Genomic DNA, 21,472 nt, shown 5'->3' on the forward strand with positions numbered 1-21,472 from the left:
ACCATGTTCCGCACCCTGCTCAAGTCCAAAATCCACCGCGTCGCCGTGACCCAGTGCGAGCTGCACTACGAAGGCTCCTGCGCCATCGACGAAGACCTGCTGGACGCCTCGGACATCGCCGAGAACGAACAGATCCACGTCTGGAACATCAACAACGGCGAGCGCTTCGTCACCTACGCCATCAAGGGCGAGCGCGGCAGCGGCATGATTTCGGTCAACGGCTCGGCCGCGCGCCGCGCATCGGCCGGAGACCTGATCATCATCGCGGCCTTCGCGCAGGTGCATGAGGACCAGGTGGCCACACACAAGCCCAAGCTGGTGTTCGTCGACGAGCACAACCGCGCCAACGGTTCGCGCGACCACGTGCCGGTGCAAACACAGGAACAGGTGAAGTGAACACCGCCGACCTGGCGCAGCGCAGCCTGCGCAGCGTGTGGCACCCCTGCACGCAGATGAAGCGCCACGAGGCCTTGCCGCCGGTGGCCATCGCACGCGCCGAAGGCCCATGGCTGTATGGCAGCGACGGCACCCGCTACCTCGACGCCGTGAGCTCCTGGTGGGTCAACCTGTTCGGCCACAGCCACCCCGCCATGCGCGCCGCGCTGGCCGACCAGATGGCCACGCTGGACCACGTGATGCTCGCCGGCTTCACCCACGCGCCGGTGGTGGAACTGTCGGAGCGGCTGGCGGCGCTGACCGGCCTGGGCCACGCCTTCTACGCCAGCGACGGCGCCTCGGCCACCGAGATCGCGCTCAAGATGAGCGCGCATTTCTGGCGCAACAGTGGCCGCCCGGCCAAGAGCCGCTTCGTCGGCCTGGCCGGGGGTTACCACGGCGAGACCGTGGGTGCGCTGGCCGTGACCGACATCGCCCTCTTCCGCGAGGCCTACGCGCCGCTGGTGCGGCTGGCCGACACCGTGCCCAGCCCCGACCGGCGCGGCATCGGAGCCGACGCCGCTGCGGCGGCGCTGGCCGACTGGCTGGCGCAACACCACGAGACCACGGCCGCACTGATCGTGGAGCCGCTGGTGCAGTGCGCCGCCGGCATGGCCATGCACGATCCGGCTTACCTGCGCCAGGCGCGCGCGCTGTGCGACCGCCACGGCGTGCACCTGGTGGTGGACGAGATCGCCACCGGCTTCGGCCGCACCGGCACCCTGTTCGCGCACGAGCAGGCCGGCATCCGGCCCGACTTCCTGTGCCTTTCGAAAGGCCTGACTGGCGGCACGCTGCCGCTGTCGGCGGTGCTGACCACCGACGCGGTGTACGCGGCCTTCTACGACGACGACGTGGCGCGCGGCTTCCTGCACTCGCACTCCTACACCGGCAACCCGCTGGCCTGCCGGGCCGCACTGACCACGCTGGACCTGTTCCGGCAGGAAGACGCGCTGGCCCGCAACCGCGTCACCGCGCAGGCGCTGGACACGCTGCTGGCGCCGCTGACCGCGCACCCGCGGGTGCGGCACGCGCGGCGCCAGGGAATGATCTGGGCCTGGGACATCGAGACCCCGCTGCCCGACTTCGCGCGCCGCTACCAGGGCCATGCGCTGGCGCGCGGCCTGGTGCTGCGGCCCATCGGCAAGACGCTGTACTTCATGCCGCCCTATGTGCTGGACGACGAGGCGATGCAGCACCTGGCCCACGGCGCGCTGGCCGCGCTGGAGGCCACGCTTTCGGAAGAAGCCCCATGACCGCCTTCTTCGTCACCGGCACCGACACCGGCGTGGGCAAGACCTTCGTGTCCTGCGCGCTGCTGCACGCGCTGGCGCGGCGCCACCCGCGCGTGGTGGGCATGAAGCCGGTGGCCGCCGGCCTGATCGAGACGCCAGACGGCTGGGACAGCGAGGACGCGATCGCCCTGCGCGCGGCCTCCACCGTGCGGGTGCCGCCCGCGCTGGACAACCCGGTGCGCCTGCCCGACCCGCTCTCGCCCCACATCGCCGCCGAGCGCGCGGGCACCACCATCGACATCGCCCATCTGGTGGCCTGCCAGCGCACACTGGCGCAGCACGCCGACGCCATGGTGGTCGAGGGCGCGGGTGGCTTCCTGGTGCCGCTCTCGCCCGAGCACACCGGCGCCGATTTGGCGCGGGCCCTGTGCCTGCCGGTGCTGCTGGTGGTGGGGCTGCGCCTGGGTTGCCTGAACCACGCGCTGCTGAGCGCCGAAGCCATCCGTGCGCGCGGCCTCACGCTGGCGGGCTGGGTGGCCAACCGCATCGACCCCGCCATGGCCGCGGCCGACGACAACATCGCCTTCCTGCGCCAGCGCCTGGGCGCGCCGCTGCTGGCCGACATTCCCCACAGCACCAAGCCCGACTTCCGAGCGGTGCCCATCGAGCTGCCATGACGAACAGACCACCCACCGACTCCTGGCTCGACGAAATCCCCGCCCGCATCGGCGCCCTGGACGCCGCCCACCTGCGCCGGCGCCGCCGCGCGGTCGAACCCGCCGGGGGAGCCCTGCTGCGCGTGGACGGTCGCGACATGCTGGCCTTCTGCAGCAACGACTACCTGGGCCTGGCCAGCCACCCCGAGATGGCGGAGGCCGCCTGCGAAGGCGCGCGCCGCTTCGGTGTCGGCGCCGGTGCCTCGCCCCTGGTCAGCGGCCACAGCACCGCCAACGAGGCGCTGGAGGAGGAGCTGGCGGCCTTCGTGGGCCTGCCGCGCGCGCTGTACTTCTACGCCGGCTACGCCACCAACATCGGCATCGTGCCGGCCCTGGTGGGCGACGGCGACGCGATCTTTTCCGACGCGCTCAACCACGCCTGCCTGATCGACGGCGCGCGCCTTTCGCGCGCCCGCATCCACCGCTTCACCCACGCCGATCTGGCGGACCTCGCACAGCAGCTCGCCGCCAGCCCGGCGCGGCGGAAACTGGTCATCAGCGATGCGGTGTTCAGCATGGACGGCGACGTGGCCGACATCCCCGCGCTGCTGGCGCTGTGCGAACGGCACGATGCGCTGCTGCTGCTGGACGACGCGCACGGGTTCGGCGTCTGCGGCCCGCAGGGGCGCGGCAGCCTTGCCGCCGTGGGTCTGAATGGTGCCTGTGCGTCGCGCCGCGTGCTCTACATGGCCACGCTGGGCAAGGCCGCGGGCGTGGCCGGTGCCTTCGTGGCCGGGCCCGACGACCTGGTGGAGTGGCTGCTGCAGAAAACCCGCAGCTACATCTTCGCCACCGCCGCGCCGGCCCTGCTGGCCTGTGCGCTGCGCAGCAGCCTGCGCCTGATCGAACAGTGCGACGGACGCCGCGCGCAGCTGCAGCGCCTGATCGCGCGGCTGCGCCAGGGCCTGCAACCGGTGCTGGCGCGCAGCGGCTGGCGACTCGGCCACTCGGACACCCCCATCCAGCCGCTGCTGATCGGCGGCAACGCCGAGGCCCTGGCCGTCATGGAAGGCCTGCGCGGGCAAGGGATCTGGGTGCCCGCCATCCGCCCGCCCACCGTGCCCGAGGGCACGGCGCGGCTGCGCATCGCGCTCTCGGCCGCCCACACCGAGGCCCACATCGACCGGCTGGTCCAGGCGCTGGACCGGCTCGCCCCGGACACTGCTCAACCCCCTGGAGCCTGAACCATGTCCACCTTCACCGTCTACGGCACCGAACTCACCAGCCGCTTCCTGCTCGGCAGCGCGGGCTACCCCTCGCCCCAGGCGTTGGGCGACAGCATCGCCGCCAGCGGCGCACAGGTCGTCACCGTCGGACTCAAGCGCACGCTGGCCGCGGCCGGAGACAACGGTTTCGTCGCCGGCATCCTGAAAAGCGGCGTGCGCCTGCTGCCCAACACCGCGGGCTGCCGCACCGCGCGAGAGGCCATCACCCTGGCCCACATGGCGCGCGAGCTGTACGGCACGCACTGGATCAAACTGGAAGTGGTGGGCGATGAACACACCCTTCAGCCCGACCCCTGGGGCACGGTGGAGGCGGCGGCGCAACTCATCAAGAACGGCTTTGCGGTCTTCCCCTACTGCACCGACGACCTGGTCACCTGCCAGCGCCTGCTGGACGCCGGCTGCGAGGTGCTGATGCCCTGGGGCGCGCCCATCGGCTCCGGCCAGGGCCTGATCAACCCCTTCGCGCTGCGCACCCTGCGCGCGCGCCTGCCGGGGGTGCCGCTGGTGGTGGACGCCGGCATCGGCGCACCCTCGCACGCCGCCGCCGCGATGGAACTGGGCTTCGACGCCGTGCTGCTGAACTCCGCCGTTTCACAAGCCGTGGACCCGGTGCGCATGGCGCGCGCCTTCGGCCTGGCCATCGAGGCGGGGCGCACCGCCTACGAGGCCGGTGTGATGGCGCCGCAGGACATGGCGGTGGCGAGCACGCCCGTCAGCGGACATCCCTTCCTCATCGCATGAACACGCCACCGATCATCTGGAGCATCGCCGGCACCGACAGCGGGGGCGGCGCGGGCCTGGCGGCCGACCAGCGCGCGGCCGACGCCTTCGGCGTGCACCTGTGCCCCGTGGTCGCCGCGGTCACCGCGCAGAGCACCACCGCGGTGACCCGCATCGACGCGGTGCCGCCCGATTGGCTGGATGCGCAGCTGGCCGCGCTCGCCGAGGACCTGCCGCCGGCCGTCATCAAGACCGGGCTGCTCGGCAGCGTGGCCAACGCGCGGGTCGTCGCACGCTGGGTCGACCGGCTGCGCACGCGCGCACCGCTGGCCTTCGTGATCGACCCGGTGCTGCGCGCGAGCACCGGCGCAGGCTTCGTGGACGAGGCGCTGATGCGGGCCTACCGCGAAGAGCTGCTGCCGCGCGCCACCGTGGTCACGCCCAACCAGCATGAGGCGGTGCGGCTGCTCGGCCCGGACGGCGACAGCGGTGTGCCGGCCATGGCCGCGGCGCTGCGTTCGCAGGGCGTGCAGGCGGTGGTGGTCACCGGGGGCGATGCCGCCACGCCAACGCTCTCGCACGACTGGATCGACACGCCGCACGCCCGCGGCTGGCTCACGCTGCCGCGCGTGGACACCCCGCACCACCACGGCACCGGCTGCAGCTTCGCCAGCTCGATGGCCGCGGCCCTGGCGCTGGGCTTCGTGGCGGCCGACGCCGCCGTGCTGGCCAAGATGGCGACCACCCACGCCCTGCGCCACGCGCGCGCCGTGGGGCGGGGTGCCGGACCGGTGGTGGCCGGCGCAGGCTTCGCCGCCGACCCGTCCCTGCTGCCGCGCCTCTCCTGCGGAGTGCAGGCGCCCACCGGCTGGCCTGTGCACGCACGTGGCCGCGAACCCGGTGTCTACGCCATCGTCGACAGCGCCGAGCGCGTGGACGTCGTGCTGAGCACCCAGCCCACGGTCGACACCATCCAGCTGCGCATGAAGCGGCCGGCGGCCATGGATGCCAGTGCCTGGACCACGCATCTGCAGCAAGCCATCGCCCGCAGCCAGCGCGCCGCCGACGCCGCCGGCGTCACACTGGTCATCAACGACCACTGGCAGGCCGCGCTGGCCGCGGGTGCCCGGGCCCTGCACCTGGGGCAGGAAGACCTGCTGGCGCTCGGCCCCGACGAGCACGCCGCGCTGCAGGCGGCACGCGAGAACGGCGTGCAGCTGGGCCTGAGTTCGCACAGTCTCTGGGAACTGTGCCGCGCCGCCGCCCTGCAGCCCGACCTGATCGCCTGCGGCCCGGTATGGCCCACCACCACCAAGGACATGCCCTGGCGGCCGCAGGGCCTGGACAACCTGGCCTGGTGGGCCCACATGGCGCCCGCGCCGGTGGTGGGCATCGGCGGCGTCCTGGCGCCGGAGCAGCTGCAGGCGGTGGCCGCGGCCGGCGCGGCGGGTGGCTGCGTGGTGCGGGGTCTGGGCGAAGACCCGTCCAAAACCCTGCCGGCCTGGCACGCCGCCTGGGCCGAAGGACGGTCTGCCGCAGCGCAGGCCCGGGTGCCGGCCCTGCCCCAACCCTCGCTGCCGGGCCCCTGCCGGCGTCCAGTAGGTGATAAGGGTTAACCCTCATCTCTGGTAAGGTCGACGGGTTTGCCAACCGCCGGGCGACCGGGGCGCCAGACGCCCCGGGGCACCGGCTTTTTTCATCCCGGAGAAACAACCATGGATCGTCGTTCCCTCATCAAGAACGCTGGCATCGCCGGCGTGCTGACCGCTGGCATGGCCCCCGCCGTGCACGCCCAGGCCGCGGTGCGCTGGCGCCTGGCGTCGAGCTTCCCCAAGTCGCTGCCCACCATCTTCGGTTCGGCCGAGAAGTTCTCGGAAACCGTCAAGGCCCTCTCGGGTGGCAAGTTCGAGGTGTCGGTGCACGCCGCCGGCGAACTGGTGCCGCCCTTCGGCGTGGTCGACGCGCTGCAGAACAGCACCATCGAGATGGCGCAGACCGCGTCCTACTACTTCACCGGCAAAAACCCCATCTTCGCCTTCGGCTGCGCCGTGCCCTTCGGCCTGACCGCGCGCCACATGGACGCCTGGATGGAACACGGCAACGGCCGCAAGCTGATGGACGAGTTCTACGCCCAGTACAACATCGCCTCCATGAGCGCGGGCAACACCGGCACCCAGATGGGCGGCTGGTACCGCAAGGAGATCAAGTCGCCGGCCGACCTCAAGGGCCTGAAGATGCGCATGGGCGGCGGCCTGTTCGGCGAAGCCATGACCAAGCTCGGCGTGGTGGCGCAGAACATGCCCGCGGGCGAGGTCTACCAGGCGCTGGAAAAAGGCACGCTGGACGCCACCGAATTCGTCGGCCCGTTCGACGATGAAAAGCTCGGCTTCCACAAGGTCGCCAAGAACTACTACTACCCCGGCTGGTGGGAAGGCGGCGCCGAGCTGGAGTTCTTCATCAACAAGAAGGCCTTCGACGCGCTGTCGGCCGAGAACAAGGCCATCGTGCGCGCCGCCGGCGCCGTGGCCGCGCGCGACATGACTGCCAAGTACGACGCCCAGAACCCGGCCGCCCTGCGCCGCCTGGTGGCCGCCGGCACCAAGCTGCGCGCCTTCGACAAGTCCATCATGGACGCCGGCTACAAGGCCTCGATGGAGGTGTTCGCCGAGCACGAGGCCAAGTCGCCGGAGTTCAAGAAGATCCACCAGGACATGCGCGCCTTCCAGCGCGACCAGGTGCTGTGGAGCAAGTTCTCCGAGTGGCGCTTCGACAGCTACATCGCCGGGCTGAAGCTGTAAGCACCCCCTGCGCTGCCGCCTCGCGCAAAAAAGCCGCTCGATGAGCGGCTTTTTTGTGGGCGCGGGGTGCCCGCCGGTCAGGACTTGCCGTCGGCGACCGCCATGTGCGCCACCTGCTGGTCCAGGATGGCCTCGGGTTCGTCGGCTTCCTGGGCGGTCGGGTGGGCCAGGCCTTCGTTCAGGCGTTTCATGTCCAGGTCACCGGTCCATTTGGCCACCACCAGGGTGGCCACACCGTTGCCCACCAGGTTGGTCAGGGCGCGGGCCTCGCTCATGAAGCGGTCGATGCCCAGGATCAGCGCCAGGCCGGCCACCGGCACGCCGCCCACTGCCGAGAGCGTGGCCGCCAGCACGATGAAGCCGCTGCCGGTGATGCCGGCCGCGCCCTTGGAGGTGAGCAGCAGCACGGCCAGAAGGGTCAGCTGCTGCACCAGGGTCATGGGCGTGTCGGTCGCCTGGGCAATGAACACCGCGGCCATGGTCAGGTAGATCGAGGTGCCGTCGAGATTGAACGAGTAGCCGGTGGGAATCACCAGGCCAACCACCGACTTGCGGGCGCCCAGGTTCTCCATCTTCTCCATCATGCGCGGCAGCACCGATTCGCTCGACGAGGTGCCCAGCACGATCAGCAGCTTTCCTTGATGTACTTGATGAACCGGACGATGGAGAAGCCGTGCAGGCGCGCGATCAGGCCCAGCACGCCGAACACGAAGATCAGGCAGGTGAGGTAGAAGGTGCCCATGAGCTTGCCCAGCGAGAACAGCGAGTCGATGCCGTACTTGCCGATGGTGAAGGCCATGGCGCCGAAGGCACCGATGGGCGCGACCTTCATGATGATGCCGACGATGTCGAACAGCACGTGCGAGGACTTCTCGATGAAGTCGAACACCAGGGTGCCGCGGCCGCCGAACTTGTGCAGCGCGAAGCCGAACAGCACCGAGAACAGCAGCACCTGCAGGATGTCGCCCTTGGCGAAGGCATCCACCACCGAGGTCGGGATCACGTTCATCAGGAAGTCGACCGTTCCCTTCATCTTGCCGGGCTCGGTGTAGGCGGCGATGGCCTTGGTGTCCAGCGTGGCGGCGTCCACGTGCATGCCCTGGCCGGGCTGCACGAAGTTGACCACCAGCAGGCCGATCACCAGCGCCAGCGTGGACACGATCTCGAAGTACAGCAGGGCCAGGCCGCCGGTCTTGCCGACCTTCTTCATGTCCTCCATGCCGGCGATGCCGACCACCACGGTGCAGAAAATGATGGGCGCGATGATCATCTTGATGAGCTTGATGAAGGCATCGCCCAGCGGCTTCATCTGCTCGCCGAGTTCGGGATGGAAGTGACCCAGCAGCACACCGATGGTGACGGCGGCCAGGACCTGGACGTAGAGGGATTTGTAGAGCGGCTTGCGCTCGGCGGGTGCAGCCATGGCGTGTCTCCTGAGGGCTGTTTTGGGGGATGCGGGACGATACGCAGCCTCCCGCCGCGCGCCAACTGTGGCGTTCAACAGTCGTAGAACTACGTACCGGGCGGATCAGCCGGTCTGGATGGCTCTCTGCACGTCGCGCAGCAGCCCTGCCCCCACGCTGCGGCCAAAGCCGTCCCTCACCGGCCGCAGGTGGCGGCGCAGCGCCTCGCGCTCGGCCGCGCCCAGCGCGTGCAGCTGCAGGCCGGGGGTCTGGCGCAGGGTCGCCAGGGCCTGCCGGTCCAGCGCTTCGGCCAGGCGGTTGCCGTGCGCCAGCGCCTCGGCCAGAGCCTCCTCCACCAGCGCGCGGTCGGCCCGCGACAGGCTGGCCCAGAAGCGCGGGTGCGTCACCACCGCGTAGCCCAGGTAGCCGTGCTGCGTCAGCGTCAGGTGCGGCTGCAGCACGGCCAGACCCTGCGTGAGGAAATTCGACAGCGGGTTCTCCGCCGCGTCCACCACGCCGCTGGCCAGCGCCCGCTGGGTTTCGCCAAAAGGCAGCACCACCGGCTGTGCGCCCAGCGCGCGCATCTGCTCGCCCAGTACGTGCGACGCCTGCACCCGCACGCGCAGGCCGCGGTAGTCGGCCGGTGTGCGCAGCGCGCGCCGGGCGCTCATCTGCTTGAAGCCGTTGTCCAGAAAGCCCAGCCCCCGCATCTGCTGGCGCGCCAGCCGCTCCAGCAGCCCGCGCCCCACAGCGCCCTGCGTCACACGCCGAACCTGGGACAGGTCGGCGAACAGGTAGGGCAGGTCGAACACCTCGAACTCGGGCACGCCCGCCATGCCGAACTTGGACAGCGAGGGCGCCAGCATCTCCACAGCGCCCAGGCGCAGCGCCTCCATCTCGTCGTCGTCGCCCCAGAGCTGCGAGTCCGGGTGCAGCTCGACGCGGATGCGCCCGCCCCCGCGCTGATGCACCAGCGCCTGGAAATGCAGCGCCATCTGTCCCTTGGGCGTGTCGGGCGCCACCACGTGCGAGAAGCGCAGCAGCACCGGTGGCGCACCCGCCAGCGCCGGAGCCCCCACCGCCGCACAGGCCGCCACCAGCAGGCGGCGGCGCGCGCGCAGCAGGGACGAAGGGCGTTCGACAGACATGCTGGCTATGCTAGCGGGCCCATGGTTTCCGACACGCCCACGCGGCCCGCCCCCGACCTCGACGCACTCGATCTGGACACGCGCCAGACCGCTGCCCTGACGCGCCGCGCCATGGGCTGGCTGGTGGCGCTGCTGCTGCTGGCGGCCGCGGCGGCGCTGGCGCTGTGGCTGTTCCTGCGCAGCGAAGAAGCGCGCGAGGCCGACCGCCGCCGCACCGCCGACGCCGAATGGCTGGACCAGACCCTGCGCTTCCATTTCCGCCGGCTGGAGACCGACCTGGCCGCGCTGGCACAGGCCCACCAGAACGGCGGCGACGACCAGGCGGTGGCCGCGCGCCACGGACCCTGGTGGCAGAGCCCCGGCCGCATCGCCTTCCACGGCTGGGTGTCGGCCGCGGCGCCGGGCGAGCGCAGTGGCTGGCCGGCCGGACTGATGGCCGCCGCCCAGACCCCCGAACACGCCGCCGCCCTGGCCACCATGCTCGACACCACCCGCGGCCTGCAGCGCCCGGCCTACGCCGGACCTTTCCCCACGGCGGACGGGGCCGACGCCTGGCTCTGGCTCGCCGTGCCGCACTTCGAGCAGGGCCGCTTCACCGGCGATGCGGTGGCCGCTGTGCCGCTCAAGCGCCTGCTGGCCGACGTGCTGCCCGCATGGTTCCTGCAGGACCACGCGGTCGCGCTGGCCGACGAAAGCGCCACGGCTGCGCCCGGCGACGCTCAGCACTTTGTGGCGCCCATCCAGTTGCCGGGCGCGCAGCTGCGCCTGCAGGTCGCACTGACCGACAGCACGCCACCGCTGGCACCACGCGCCTTTTTCGGCGTGGCCCTGCTGTGCCTGCTGGGCATGCTGCTGGCGCTGCTGGCCCTTTGGCGCGACAGCGCCCGCCGCCAGCGCGCCGAGGCCCGGCTACAGACCCAGCTGGCGCTGCGCACCGCCATGGAACGCTCGGTCACCCTGGGCCTGCGCGCCTGGGACACCAGCGGCCGCCTGCTGCACGTCAACCCCGCGTTCGCCCGCCTCGTGGGCTGGACGCCGGCCGAGCTGATGGCGCACGGCGGCCCGCAGCCCCACGCGCCACCCTATTGGCCCGCCGGACAGGGCGACGAGTTCGAACAGGTGCAGCGCGCCGCGCAGTCGCCCGAGGCCCTGGCCCTGCAGCTCCAGCACCGCGACGGCCAGCGGCTGGACGTGCTGGCGCACAGCGCGCCCTTGCGTCTGGCCAGCGGCGAGGTGGTGGGCTGGGTGGGATCGGTGCTGGACGTGACCGAGCGCCGCCGCATCGAACGTCTGGCCGCTCGCCAGCAGGAACAGCTCGAAGCCTCGGGCCGCCTGGTGGCCATGGGCGAGGTGGCGTCCACCCTGGCGCACGAACTGAACCAGCCGCTGGGCGCGCTCAGCAGCTTTGCCACCGGCCTGCTCAACCGGGTGCGCGAGCAGCGCATCACGCCCGCCGAGATCGTCCCGGTGGTCGAGCGCATGGAGCGCATGGCCGACAAGGCCGGCCGCGTGATCCAGCGCGTCAACGCCCTCGCCCGGCGCCAGGAAACCGTGCGCCTGCCACTGGCGCTGGCGCCCTGGGCCACCCGCGTCGCGCAAGCCGTGCCACTGCCCGAGGGCGTGCAGCTGGAACTGGCCATGCCCGAGGGCGGAGGCCCTACCGTACCGGCCGACGCCCTGCTGCTGGAAAACGCGCTGCACAACCTGGTGCTCAACGCCGGCGAGTGGGCCGCGCGCAGCGGCCGCACACCGCCCACCGTGCGCGTGGGCCTGGTGAGCGGCGACGGCCAGGCCGGCCTGCGCGTGTGCGACAGCGGCCCCGGCGTGCCGGCCGGGCAGCGCGCCACCGTGTTCGACGCCTTCGCCAGCCACAAGCCGGGCGGCATGGGCATGGGCCTGGCCATCTGCCGCTCCATCGCCGAAGCGCACCACGGCCACATCGACCTGAGCGACTGCCCCGACCTGCTCGGCGCACAATTCACGCTGTGGCTGCCCCTGACCCCCTGACCCCTCCGAACCCGCTGGTCCACATCGTGGACGACGACGCGGACTTCCGCGACGGCCTGGCCTGGCTGCTCGATTCGCGCGGTCTGCCCACACGCGCGTGGACCGGAGGCGACGCCTTCGTGCAGGCGCTGCAGCGCGGCGAGCTGGGCGATCTGGCGCGGGCCTGCTGCGTGGTGCTGCTGGACATCCGCATGGAACCGCTCTCGGGCCTGGCCACGTTCGAGCAGCTCAAGGCCGCCCGCTGGCCCTGGCCGGTGCTGTTCCTCACCGGCCACGGCGACGTGGGCATGGCGGTGGCCGCGGTCAAGAACGGCGCCTGGGACTTCCTCGAAAAGCCGTTCCAGAACAACCAGCTGGTGGACAAGGTGGAGGCCGCGCGCGAGGCCGCCGTGCGCCTGCACACCGAGGCGCGGGAGAGGCTGCGCTTCCAGCAGGCGCTGGCCGCGCTGAGCGCGCGCGAACGCGAGGTGCTCGACGAGCTGCTGCAGGGCCACTACAACAAGAACATCGCCGACCACCTGGGCATTGCCCAGCGCACGGTGGAGTTCCACCGCGCCAACATCTTCGAAAAACTCGGCGTGGCCTCGGCGGTGGAACTGGCCCACCGCATGGGCCGGCTGATCGCCGACGACTGAGCGCCTTCCGTTTTCTCTTTCTGCATGACCGCGCCGACCGACCACGACCTGCCCCCGCTGAACGCCACCCCGCCCGGCCTGTACCGCCACTACAAGGGAGGCTGGTACGAGGTGATTTCGCCCCCTGCCCTGGCATTGCCAGGCCCCCCGGGGGGGTGCGATCGCTCTTGGGGCGGCCCGGCGAGCGATCACGACACCGTGCGCTGCAGCGAAACCCTGCAGGGCATGACGCTGTACCGCGCGCTCTACGGCGGCTTCGGCCTGTGGGTTCGGCCGGCGGCCATGTTCGCCGAGCGCGGGGTCTTCGGAGGGAAAGAACAGCCGCGCTTCACCCCGCACGACCCGGGCCTGCTGCCGCTGGGCGACCTGGCCACGGCGCGCGCCCTGATCGTCCACCTGCGCGGCCGGGCGCAGCGGGAGCGCGGCATCGATCTGGAGGCCACCCTGCGCCCGCCGCCGCCCGAGCCCGAGAGCTGCTGCGGCCGCGGTTGCAACGGCTGTGTGTGGGAAGGTTTTTACGAGGCGCTGCACCACTGGCGCGTCGACGCCCTCGAACTGCTCAGGACCTAGAACAGGTCGCCCTGCCCACGCAGCGCCGCCGGCCGGAAGCGGCTGACGTCCAGCGGCTCGCGCTCGCGGTTGAACCCCAGGCGGTCGCAGGTTTTCACGAAGCGCTGGCGGATCAGGTCGGCCCAGATGCCCTGGCCCTTCATGCGGGTGGCAAAGTCGGCGTCGTAGTCTTTGCCGCCGCGCAGGTCCTGCACGCGACCCATCACGCGCTCGGCCCGGTCGGGGTAGTGCTGGTCCAGCCACTGGCGAAACATGGGCGAGAGCTCCCAGGGCAGGCGCAGCACCTGGTAGAAGGCGCGCCGCGCCCCGGCCTCCCAGGCCGCTTCGAGCACCCGCTCCATGTCGTCGTTGAGGAACGGAATCTGCGGTGAGACGCTCACGCCGGTGGGCACGCCCGCCTCGGCCAGGGTGCGGATGGTGCGCAGCCGCCGGTGCGGCGCCGCGGCGCGCGGCTCGAGTACGCGAGCCAGCTTCGCATCGAGCGTCGTGACCGTCACGTACACGGCCGCCAGCCCGGCCTGCCCCATGGGCGCGAGCAGGTCCAGGTCGCGCTCGACCCCGCTGCCCTTGGTCACCATGCCCACCGGGTGCTGCGCGGCGCTCAGCACCTCCAGCACGCCGCGCGTGAGCCGCAGCTCGCGCTCCACCGGCTGGTAGGCGTCGGTCACCGTGCCCACCACCAGCAGGTCGGGCTGGTAGCGCGGCGCCAGCAGCTCGCGCCGCAGCAGATCGGCGATGTTGCGCTTGGCGACGATCTTCGTTTCGAAGTCGAGCCCCGGCGAGAGGTTGAGGTAGCTGTGCGTGGGCCGTGCGTAGCAGTACACGCAGCCGTGTTCGCAGCCGCGGTAGGGGTTGAGGCCGAGCCGGAAGCCGATGTCTGGCGAATCGTTGGTGGTGATCGCGCTGCGCGCCTCTTCGAACGTCACTTCGGTGGCGGGCGCGGCGGCCTCCTCGCCCTCCGCCAGCCGCTCGTCCAGCGTGCCCCAGCCGTCGTCGAAGGCGGCGCGCTGGTTGCGCTCGAAGCGGTGCGGCTGGCGGTGGGCCACGCCGCGGCCCTTGATGGCGCTCGGAGGGATGAAAACGTCGGTCATGGCGGTGCGGGTCGGGAGTAATACTGTACATATTCACAGTTTTTGTGCAAGGCAATAGCCCTAGGGCCCGCGCACCAACGAAATCACCCTGCGCTGGCTACCATGCCCCGATGCCCATTTCATCGCCGTCCGGCGTCAGCGTCCGCATGAACTCCACCCGCCACAGCTCCCAGCCGGCACCCGCCGCACCACCGGACCCGGACGACGGGCTGCACACCGTTCCCCCCGGCCTCTGGCTGATGATGCTGGAGGCGCGCGCGCCCTGGGAGGCGATGGCGCTGGCCGCCGTCTCGCCCTGGCTCTCCCGCATGCCGTCGGGCGACGGCCACGCGGTGCTGGTGTTCCCGGGCCTGGGCGCCAACGACATGAGCACGCTGGCGCTGCGGCGCTTCCTGAAGCGGCACCGCTACACCCCCTACGGCTGGGGGCAGGGGTTCAACCTCGGCCCGCGCGAGGGTGTGATCGAAGGCTGCCGCGCCCGCATCGAAGCGCTGCACCGGAAGCACCAGGGCAAGGTCAGCGTGGTCGGCTGGAGCTTGGGCGGGATCTACGCCCGCGAGATGGCCAAGGAGATGCCCGACCTGGTGCGCTGCGTGGTCACCCTCGGCACGCCGTTCACCGGCCACCCCAAGGCCACCAACGCCTGGCGCTTCTACCAGTTGGTCAGCGGCCAGCACCCGCACGACGAGGCGCTGCTGGCCCAGGTGCGGCAGCCACCGCCGGTGCCCACCACCTCGATCTACAGCAAGACCGACGGCGTGGTCGCCTGGCAATGCAGCATCAACCCCGCGCGCCACACCCACACCGAGAACATCGAGGTGCACGCCAGCCACCTCGGCATGGGCATGAACCCGATGGCGCTCTATGCCCTGGTCGACCGCCTGCGCCAGGACCCGCAGCACTGGCAGCGCTTCGACGTGCAGGGCGCGCGGCGCTGGTTCTTCCGGGTCGCGCACCAGCCCGAGGCCGTCACCCGGTGGTACTGATGCCCCGCCGCTGAGCAGGCGAACGCCACCCCGGCCACAATGGCGGGATGACCCTCAACCCCGTTTCCCCGCCGGGCGACGCCATCGTGTGCGTGCGCGGTGTGAGCAAGACCTACGCGGGCGGCTTCCAGGCGCTCAAGAACGTCCATCTGGACATCCGCCGGGGCGAGATCTTCGCCCTGCTCGGCCCCAACGGCGCCGGCAAGACCACCCTCATCAGCACCATCTGCGGCATGAGCAATGCCACCGAGGGGACCATCACGGCCGACGGTTTCGACACCGTGCGCGACTACCGCCAGGCCCGCGCCACCATCGGGCTGGTGCCGCAGGAGCTGCACACCGACGCCTTCGAGACCGTCTTGGCCACGGTCAGCTTCAGCCGCGGTCTGTTCGGCAAGGCGCCCAACCCGGCGCTGATCGAGCAGATCCTCAAGGACCTTTCGCTCTGGGACAAGAAGGACAACAAGATCATGACGCTCTCGGGCGGCATGAAGCGGCGCGTGCTGATCGCCAAGGCGCTGTCGCACGAGCCCAAGATCCTGTTCCTGGACGAACCCAGCGCGGGCGTGGACGTGGAGCTGCGGCACGACATGTGGCGCCTGGTGCGCCAGCTGCGCGAAGCCGGCACCACCATCATCCTGACCACCCACTACATCGAAGAGGCCGAGGACATGGCCGACCGCATCGGCGTGATCCGCAAGGGCGAGCTGATCGTGGTGGAAGACAAAGAGGTGCTGATGCGACAGCTCGGCCGCAAGGAACTGGCGCTGAGCCTGCAGCACCCGCTGCCCGCCGTGCCCCAGGCGCTGGCGCGCTGGCCGCTCCAGCTCTCTGCCGACGGCCTGACGCTGACCTATGGCTTCGACACCCAGAAGGACGACACCGGCATCGCCGATCTGCTGGCCGCCCTCACCACACAAGGCATCGCCTACAAGGACCTGCGCACCAGCGAAAGCTCGCTCGAAGACATCTTCGTCAGCCTCGTCCACGACCAGAAAGCGGAGGCCTGAGCATGACGGGTCTGAATCTGCACGCGGTGCGTGCCATCTACATGTTCGAGATGAACCGCGCCTTCCGCACCTGGGCGCAGAGCATCATCGCGCCGGTGCTGACCACCTCGCTGTACTTCATCGTCTTCGGCACGGCCATCGGCTCGCGCATGGGCGACATCGGCGGTGTCGACTACGGCGCCTACATCATCCCCGGCCTGCTCATGCTCTCGCTGCTCTCCGAGAGCATCTCCAACGCGTCCTTCGGCATCTACATGCCCAAGTGGTCGGGCACCATTTACGAGCTGCTCTCGGCCCCGGTGAACTGGATCGAGGTGCTGCTGGGCTATGTGGGCGCCGCCGCCAGCAAGAGCCTGCTGCTGGGCACGCTGATCCTGCTGACCGCGCGCTTCTTCGTGCCCTACCACATCGCCCACCCGGTGTGGATGGTCGGCTTCCTGCTGCTGACGGTGGTGTCGTTCTGCCTGTTCGGTTTCATCATCGGCCTGTGGGCCGACAGCTTCCAGAAGCTGCAGGTGATTCCGCTGCTGGTCATCACGCCGCTGACCTTCCTGGGCGGTGCGTTCTACAGCATCAACATGCTGCCCGAGCCCTGGCAGACCATCTCGCTGTTCAACCCGGTGGTCTACCTCATCAGCGGCCTGCGCTGGGCGTTCTACGGCCAGGCCGACGTGCACATCGCCGTCAGCACCGGCATGACCCTGGTCTTCATGGCCGCCTGCCTGGCGGTGGTCTGGTGGGTATTCAAGACCGGCAAGCGCATCCGTCGCTGAACCGCATCACAGGAGCACGCCCATGACCCTGCGCATTGTCCGGCTCGGCAGCGAACGGCATCCCGATGAAGGCACCCGCATCGGCACGGTGCGCCGTCCGCCGCGGGGCGTGCCCAAGGCGGCCTTCGCCAGCGGCAACTGGTACGACGTGTGGTTCCCGGTGCTCGCCCCCAGCGCCGAGACCATGAAGCTGGGCCAGGCCGCCGAAACCCCGGCGCAATGGGCCGCCTTCGTGCGCCAGTACCGCAAGGAAATGGCCGCCGCCGAGGCCGAGCACAGCCTGAACCTGCTGGCCAGCCTCTCGCACACCTCGAACCTGTCGGTCGGCTGCTACTGCGAGGACGAATCGCACTGCCACCGCTCGGTGCTGCGCGAACTGCTGGCGGCACGGGGAGCCGATCTGGCCTGAGCAGGGGGGCGCCCCCAAGAAAAAAGGCCCCGGAACCGGAGTTCCGAAGCCTTCTGACAGAACCCGACGCGAGGCCGGATGTTCTATGTGCCGCAGGGCTCAGTAGCCGCCGCGGCCGTAGCCGCCACCGCCGGAGCGGTTGCCGCCGCCGAAGCCGCCGCGGTCACCACCGAACCCGCCGCTGCGCGGGGGACGGGGTTCCATCGGACGGGCTTCGTTGACGGTGACGCTGCGGCCGCCCAGGGACTGGCCGTTCATGCCGTTGATGGCGGCTTGCGCCTCGGCATCGCTGCCCATCTCGACAAAACCGAAACCCTTGGAGCGGCCGGTGTCGCGCTCCATCATGACCTTGGCGCTGTTGACCGAGCCGAATTCGCTGAATGCCTGTTGCAGGTCGTCGTCGCGAACGGAGTACGGCAGGTTGCCGACGTAAAGTTTGTTGCCCATGGAGGACTCCTAAGAAAGCAGAAACACAAAAAAGCGATGGGGTCCCGAAAGCACAACAAACCCGAAAGTGCACCGTGGCACGCGAAACTGACCGATCACTTGGAATGCACGGGCCAAACACCCGAGCAACGCGGATTATGCGCCCGGAATGTCCGGGGCGTTGTTTTCCTCCACCACCGTGGTGAGGATCAGCAGCCCGCCCGGGTCTTCGTTGAGCTCGCTGCACACCAGCACGTCGACCGCCTCTCCGTCGGCGTGCCGCCACCGCGCCGGCTGCCAGCCGGTGTGTCCTTTCTCGAACAGCACCCGGCAATGCGCCTGCCACTGCTGCGGGTCGGCCCAGAAAGCATCGGCGCGCACCCCCTCCAACCGGGGCCCGGCATAGCCGAAGCAGCGCTCGAACGCCGGGTTCACCGCCACCACGGCCTGTGTGCTGGCCGCCTGCACCAGCAGGGCGGTGGGATTGAGCTGGAAGATGCGCCGGAAGCGGCGCAGCGACCGGTCACGCTCGTGCTCCAGCCGCAGCCGGTCTTCCATCTGGCCCAGCCGCCGGAGGTAGACCTCGTCGGTCGTCCGCCGCGTCTGGTACAGCTGCAGTCCGATCAGCAGCAGGATGGCGCTGCCCATCAACCAGTAGCGCAGATCGGGCTGCATGCCCGCGGGCGGCAGTTGGCCGCTGGCCTCGGCCCAGGTCAGGCCGCCCAGGACCACCACACTGGAGACTGTGGTGGCCAGCAGCGCGCGCAGGCTCAGGTAGGTTCCGGCCATCACCACCGCGCCCTGGAACGCGAAACCGGAGGCCGACCGGATGGACCCGTAGCTGTACACCGACCAGGCCGCCACCACCAGCACACCCGTGACCACGAGCGCGCCCTCCCAGCGGCGTCGGCTGTACCGCAGCACCAGGGTCGCCAGCAGCGCCACGCCGCCCATCGACAGCGAGATGTAGGCCCGGGAATCCCCGGCCGGTGCCAGCACATGGTCCGCCGCGGCCATGCCCAGCATGAACAGCGCCACGATCAGCAGCACCCAGCGCAGGTTGCGGTTCTGGTGTTGCAGCTGGCTGCGTTCAATCTCGGACGGGTCTTCGAGCTGAAGGGAGTCAATCACCCGGGCCTCCTTCCAGCGGTGCGTACACCGTCGGCATCGCACTGGTGGTGTGGCCGGGCACGCGCAGCACCGTGATGCGCAGGCCGTCGTCCGATCCATCGTCGCGCTCGCTGCAGATCTGCAGGGCGATCTGCTGCCCGTTGCGCCCGATGCCGGTGATGGCGTGCCACCCCGTGCGCTGTTGGGCCCGGCGGTCCCGCGAGAAGGCGGCGTGGGCCTCGTCGTGCAGCCACAGGAAGCCGTCGCGGCGGTTCAACACCTGGTTGCGCGTGTAGCCCAGCACGCGTTCGAACGCGAGGTTCACGTCGAGGATGGCACCGGTGCGCATCGACTGCACGAAGATGGGCGTGGGACTGGCCCGGAACAGGCGCGAGAACCGGCCCTGCCCCAGGTCACGGTCCAGCTGGGTCTGCAGGCGCTGCGTCGCCTCCCGCAGATGCAGCTCCTGCGCCAGGCGCACCTGTGTGCGGTTGAGGGACATCATCGCGGCCACGCCCACCAGACTGGCGCTCTGCGACAGCCAGTTGCGCCAGCTCACCGCAAAGCGCGGCGACCCGGCCAGCAGGCCGGCGGCGTCGGCCCAGGTCAGCAGGCCGAGCAGCGCCACCGCGCAGACCGTGGTCCAGAGCAGCCCGCGCCGGCTCAGGAAGATGCCTGCGGCGACCTGGCCCATCAGGATCAGCACGATGTTGATGGTGCGCACCGAACCGAAAAAATAGGCCGACGACGCAGCCATCCCGAACAGGAACAACACCAGCAGCCAGGCCACACTGTTGTAGCGGCGAACCTTCAGCAGCACCCAGGCCAGCGCCCCCATCACCGCCAGCACCAGCGTCATCATGCTGTCGGCGGTCACCGGCGTGCCGATGAAGCGGTCCACCGCGAACAGCGCCAGGCCCAGCACCGAGGTCATCCATGACAGGCGCATGGCGATCTCCGAACGCGCGGCCACGATGGACGGCGGCTCGGGCCATGGATCGGCTGTGGTGAGGCGGGGCGAATCGATCAAGACTGAACGGGCGGTGACGGGGCATCACCGGCAAAACGCTGGCAGACAAAAAAGGTTCGGCAGCATAACGCCATCCCGGCGGATCGATCGCGGCCCGACGGCAGGCCCGGAGCGCAATGGCATGATCTCCCGCCGTTCAACCCCACGCTCTGCGGAGACCGCAACATGTTCAAAAAGATTGCATCGGAGGCCCTGGGCCTCAGCGACATCGGATCCATCATCCAGCCCAAGGACTTTGGCAGCGTCGACGCAGACGACTACCTGTTCCACGAAGACGGCGAAAAGATCTTCTTCCTCATCAAGTCCAAGAAGGACGAATACTGCTTCACCAACCTCGCGCTGATCCATGTGGACGGCGATTCGGCCGTCTCGTCCAAGCGGTCGATCAAGCGCTACGAGTACGCCACCGAAGACATCGACCACGTGACGCTGGAAACCGCCGGCACGCTGGACATGGACGTCGAACTCAAGTTCGTCATTGGCGGCGTGGCGTTCAGCATCGATGTCCGCAAGGTGTTCATCGAACAACTCAAGGACATCTACAAGGCGCTCATCAGCATCGGCAAACGCCAGCGCGCCGACGCCATCTGCCGCGACAACGCCCTGCGCACGCTGGATGCGACGGCCTCGATGTACAAGATCACCACCGCGGCCAGCGGCGAAGCCATCACCGCGCAGTACAACGAGATCCTGAAGAATCTCAACTCGGTGATGCTGGTCGGCTACACCAAGCGCGACTTCAGCGACGTGTTCACCAAGTACATCCACGCCTGACCGGCGCCGCGGTTCAGCCGGCGTCGTCCGACCGCCGGGGCTTTGCGTAACCCGAGGCCACCCAGGCCTCGGCACTGGCCGCGTTGAGCCGGAACGTGGGCGGCACCGGCACACAGGCCAGTTCCTCACCGTATTCGTCGCTCGCGCGCAGCGTGGCCGACGCACCCTCCTCGTCGGGCACGATGGCCAGCACCACACGCAGTCGCCGGCCGTCCACCGTCACGCTCACGCTCTTGTTCAGTTCGGCATGGCGCTGCTGTTCGGATCGGCGGATGAATTCACCGGCGGTCTTCACCAGCGTGTTGAAGGCGTTCACGTCCAGCGGCTTGGGGTTCTTCTTGTCGCGCCCCATGGTCCAGGGTCCGACGAGTGCCGGCTCGGACTGTCCGTGCAGGAACATGGCCACAGCCCAGCCGTCGTCGTCTTCGTTCTTGATCACACGCGCCGTCCAGCGCTCGTCGCTCCACACGCGGTCTTCGTGGATGGGTGCCTGGGTGTCTTCGGTCATGGGGGAATGGTAAGGGCGGTGCGGGCGCACCGGGAGGGCGAGAGCGCCTCCGTCACTTTTTCTGACGCCCCGCTCTGGCCAGCTTGCCCGCCCCGCCCTTGCCCGCCGCTGGCGGCCGGAGCAGCCCGTGCGCCTGCTCCAGCCAGAGCAGGGTTTCGGTGTGGGTCAGGAAACGGCGCAGATAGTGCGGAGACAGCTCCCCCATGCGGGCAAGGGTTTCCAGCATCAGGCGCTGGGGGTTCAGCGGTCCGGCGTTGGGCGGGGCGCGGTCGCGCGCCTGCTGCACCCGCACTTCGGCGCCGATGCGCTCCCAGGTCTCACGAAAGCGCTGCGCGCTGCGCAGCTCGGGCCAGGGCCCCGCACCACTCGCAGTCACATCGTCGCGTGCGGCGGCGGAGGCCCGCTCGATGTGGGCGTGCAGCTCGGCCAGGAGCGAGGGTCGCGCGGCGGCGGGCTTCATTG

At 70.1% G+C, this 21,472-nt stretch carries 22 protein-coding genes and 2 pseudogenes; 16 read left to right on the forward strand and 8 right to left on the reverse strand.

Annotated elements, in window-relative coordinates; all coding sequences use genetic code 11:
- Positions 1–3 precede the first annotated feature (3 nt).
- The 7 genes from panD (at position 4) to RCO38_RS10185 (ending at position 7,130) form a co-directional block, all read left to right on the forward strand.
- The gene (gene panD, locus RCO38_RS10155; protein ID WP_308328196.1) at positions 4–396 is read left to right on the forward strand and encodes an aspartate 1-decarboxylase; all 393 of its coding nucleotides are present in this window, start codon (positions 4–6) and stop codon (positions 394–396) included.
- Positions 393–1,691, forward strand: coding sequence for an adenosylmethionine--8-amino-7-oxononanoate transaminase (locus RCO38_RS10160; RefSeq protein WP_308328197.1), 1,299 nt, complete (start codon positions 393–395; stop codon positions 1,689–1,691). The genes panD and RCO38_RS10160 overlap by 4 nt, the downstream gene beginning before the upstream one ends.
- Entirely contained in the window at positions 1,688–2,347 is a 660-nt protein-coding gene (bioD, locus tag RCO38_RS10165) for a dethiobiotin synthase (RefSeq protein WP_308328198.1), read from the forward strand. The genes RCO38_RS10160 and bioD overlap by 4 nt, the downstream gene beginning before the upstream one ends.
- Complete coding sequence (bioF, locus tag RCO38_RS10170; RefSeq protein WP_308328199.1) at positions 2,344–3,570, forward strand: 8-amino-7-oxononanoate synthase; 1,227 nt, start codon at positions 2,344–2,346, stop codon at positions 3,568–3,570. Before bioD ends, bioF begins: the two co-directional genes overlap by 4 nt.
- Before the next feature lie 3 nt (positions 3,571–3,573).
- On the forward strand, positions 3,574–4,353 hold the full coding sequence (locus RCO38_RS10175) for a thiazole synthase (RefSeq protein ID WP_308328200.1): 780 nt from the start codon (positions 3,574–3,576) through the stop codon (positions 4,351–4,353).
- Complete coding sequence (gene thiD / locus RCO38_RS10180; RefSeq protein ID WP_308328201.1) at positions 4,350–5,948, forward strand: bifunctional hydroxymethylpyrimidine kinase/phosphomethylpyrimidine kinase; 1,599 nt, start codon at positions 4,350–4,352, stop codon at positions 5,946–5,948. Before RCO38_RS10175 ends, thiD begins: the two co-directional genes overlap by 4 nt.
- A 99-nt stretch (positions 5,949–6,047) precedes the next feature.
- Entirely contained in the window at positions 6,048–7,130 is a 1,083-nt protein-coding gene (locus tag RCO38_RS10185; protein WP_308328202.1) for a TRAP transporter substrate-binding protein, read from the forward strand.
- A gap of 77 nt (positions 7,131–7,207) precedes the next feature.
- Here the strand turns inward: RCO38_RS10185 and RCO38_RS10190 are convergent.
- Both RCO38_RS10190 and RCO38_RS10195 read right to left on the reverse strand, forming a co-directional pair.
- A pseudogene (locus RCO38_RS10190) lies at positions 7,208–8,553 on the reverse strand (dicarboxylate/amino acid:cation symporter).
- 105 nt (positions 8,554–8,658) lie between these two features.
- On the reverse strand, positions 8,659–9,681 hold the full coding sequence (locus RCO38_RS10195; protein ID WP_308328203.1) for a DctP family TRAP transporter solute-binding subunit: 1,023 nt from the start codon (positions 9,679–9,681) through the stop codon (positions 8,659–8,661).
- 21 nt (positions 9,682–9,702) lie between these two features.
- Between RCO38_RS10195 and RCO38_RS10200 the strand changes: the two genes are divergently transcribed.
- From RCO38_RS10200 to RCO38_RS10215, 4 genes and pseudogenes are all read left to right on the forward strand, one after another.
- Entirely contained in the window at positions 9,703–11,688 is a 1,986-nt protein-coding gene (locus RCO38_RS10200; RefSeq protein ID WP_308328204.1) for a two-component system sensor histidine kinase NtrB, read from the forward strand.
- Positions 11,667–12,323, forward strand: a complete 657-nt coding sequence (locus RCO38_RS10205; RefSeq protein ID WP_308328205.1) for a response regulator transcription factor — start codon at positions 11,667–11,669, stop codon at positions 12,321–12,323. Before RCO38_RS10200 ends, RCO38_RS10205 begins: the two co-directional genes overlap by 22 nt.
- 24 nt (positions 12,324–12,347) lie before the next feature.
- Positions 12,348–12,653, forward strand: a pseudogene (locus RCO38_RS10210) (DUF1653 domain-containing protein); the annotation flags it as partial.
- Between the two features lie 114 nt (positions 12,654–12,767).
- A complete protein-coding gene (locus RCO38_RS10215; RefSeq protein ID WP_374694541.1) occupies positions 12,768–12,893 on the forward strand; it encodes an oxidoreductase-like domain-containing protein in 126 nt (41 codons plus the stop codon).
- On the opposite strand, the gene RCO38_RS10220 is transcribed toward RCO38_RS10215, so the two are convergent.
- Positions 12,890–13,984 carry a PA0069 family radical SAM protein gene (locus RCO38_RS10220; protein WP_308328206.1) on the reverse strand — a complete coding sequence of 365 codons (1,095 nt, stop codon included), beginning with the start codon at positions 13,982–13,984 and terminating at the stop codon, positions 12,890–12,892. The two genes, RCO38_RS10215 and RCO38_RS10220, sit on opposite strands and share 4 nt — an antisense overlap.
- A gap of 110 nt (positions 13,985–14,094) precedes the next feature.
- Between RCO38_RS10220 and RCO38_RS10225 the strand changes: the two genes are divergently transcribed.
- The 4 genes from RCO38_RS10225 to RCO38_RS10240 are packed head-to-tail and all read left to right on the forward strand — an operon-like array spanning position 14,095 to position 17,162.
- Positions 14,095–14,970, forward strand: a complete 876-nt coding sequence (locus RCO38_RS10225) for an esterase/lipase family protein (protein ID WP_308328207.1) — start codon at positions 14,095–14,097, stop codon at positions 14,968–14,970.
- Between the two features lie 47 nt (positions 14,971–15,017).
- Positions 15,018–15,980 carry an ABC transporter ATP-binding protein gene (locus RCO38_RS10230; RefSeq protein ID WP_308328208.1) on the forward strand — a complete coding sequence of 321 codons (963 nt, stop codon included), beginning with the start codon at positions 15,018–15,020 and terminating at the stop codon, positions 15,978–15,980.
- Positions 15,981–15,991: 11 nt separating this feature from the next.
- Entirely contained in the window at positions 15,992–16,753 is a 762-nt protein-coding gene (locus RCO38_RS10235) for an ABC transporter permease (protein WP_308328810.1), read from the forward strand.
- Positions 16,754–16,775: 22 nt separating this feature from the next.
- Positions 16,776–17,162, forward strand: a complete 387-nt coding sequence (locus RCO38_RS10240) for a DUF488 domain-containing protein (protein ID WP_308328209.1) — start codon at positions 16,776–16,778, stop codon at positions 17,160–17,162.
- Positions 17,163–17,261: 99 nt separating this feature from the next.
- Here the strand turns inward: RCO38_RS10240 and RCO38_RS10245 are convergent, their stop codons facing one another.
- From RCO38_RS10245 to RCO38_RS10255, 3 genes are all read right to left on the reverse strand, one after another.
- Entirely contained in the window at positions 17,262–17,609 is a 348-nt protein-coding gene (locus tag RCO38_RS10245; protein WP_308328210.1) for an RNA recognition motif domain-containing protein, read from the reverse strand.
- Positions 17,610–17,744: 135 nt separating this feature from the next.
- Positions 17,745–18,719 carry a PAS domain S-box protein gene (locus RCO38_RS10250; protein ID WP_308328211.1) on the reverse strand — a complete coding sequence of 325 codons (975 nt, stop codon included), beginning with the start codon at positions 18,717–18,719 and terminating at the stop codon, positions 17,745–17,747.
- Positions 18,712–19,728 (reverse strand): PAS domain-containing protein, encoded by a 1,017-nt coding sequence (locus tag RCO38_RS10255; protein WP_308328212.1) that lies wholly within the window; start codon positions 19,726–19,728, stop codon positions 18,712–18,714. The genes RCO38_RS10250 and RCO38_RS10255 overlap by 8 nt, the downstream gene beginning before the upstream one ends.
- Positions 19,729–19,893: 165 nt before the next feature.
- Here RCO38_RS10255 and RCO38_RS10260 point away from each other — a divergent pair, with 165 nt between their 5' ends.
- The gene (locus RCO38_RS10260; protein ID WP_308328213.1) at positions 19,894–20,502 is read left to right on the forward strand and encodes a PH domain-containing protein; all 609 of its coding nucleotides are present in this window, start codon (positions 19,894–19,896) and stop codon (positions 20,500–20,502) included.
- Positions 20,503–20,515: 13 nt separating this feature from the next.
- On the opposite strand, the gene RCO38_RS10265 is transcribed toward RCO38_RS10260, so the two are convergent.
- The gene (locus tag RCO38_RS10265; protein WP_308328214.1) at positions 20,516–21,010 is read right to left on the reverse strand and encodes a hypothetical protein; all 495 of its coding nucleotides are present in this window, start codon (positions 21,008–21,010) and stop codon (positions 20,516–20,518) included.
- Positions 21,011–21,062: 52 nt separating this feature from the next.
- Positions 21,063–21,470 (reverse strand): DUF2894 domain-containing protein, encoded by a 408-nt coding sequence (locus RCO38_RS10270; protein WP_308328215.1) that lies wholly within the window; start codon positions 21,468–21,470, stop codon positions 21,063–21,065.
- Positions 21,471–21,472: the final 2 nt, after the last annotated feature.

The sequence above is a fragment of the Hydrogenophaga pseudoflava genome (genome assembly GCF_031020795.1).
Lineage (GTDB): Bacteria > Pseudomonadota > Gammaproteobacteria > Burkholderiales > Burkholderiaceae_C > Hydrogenophaga > Hydrogenophaga pseudoflava_A.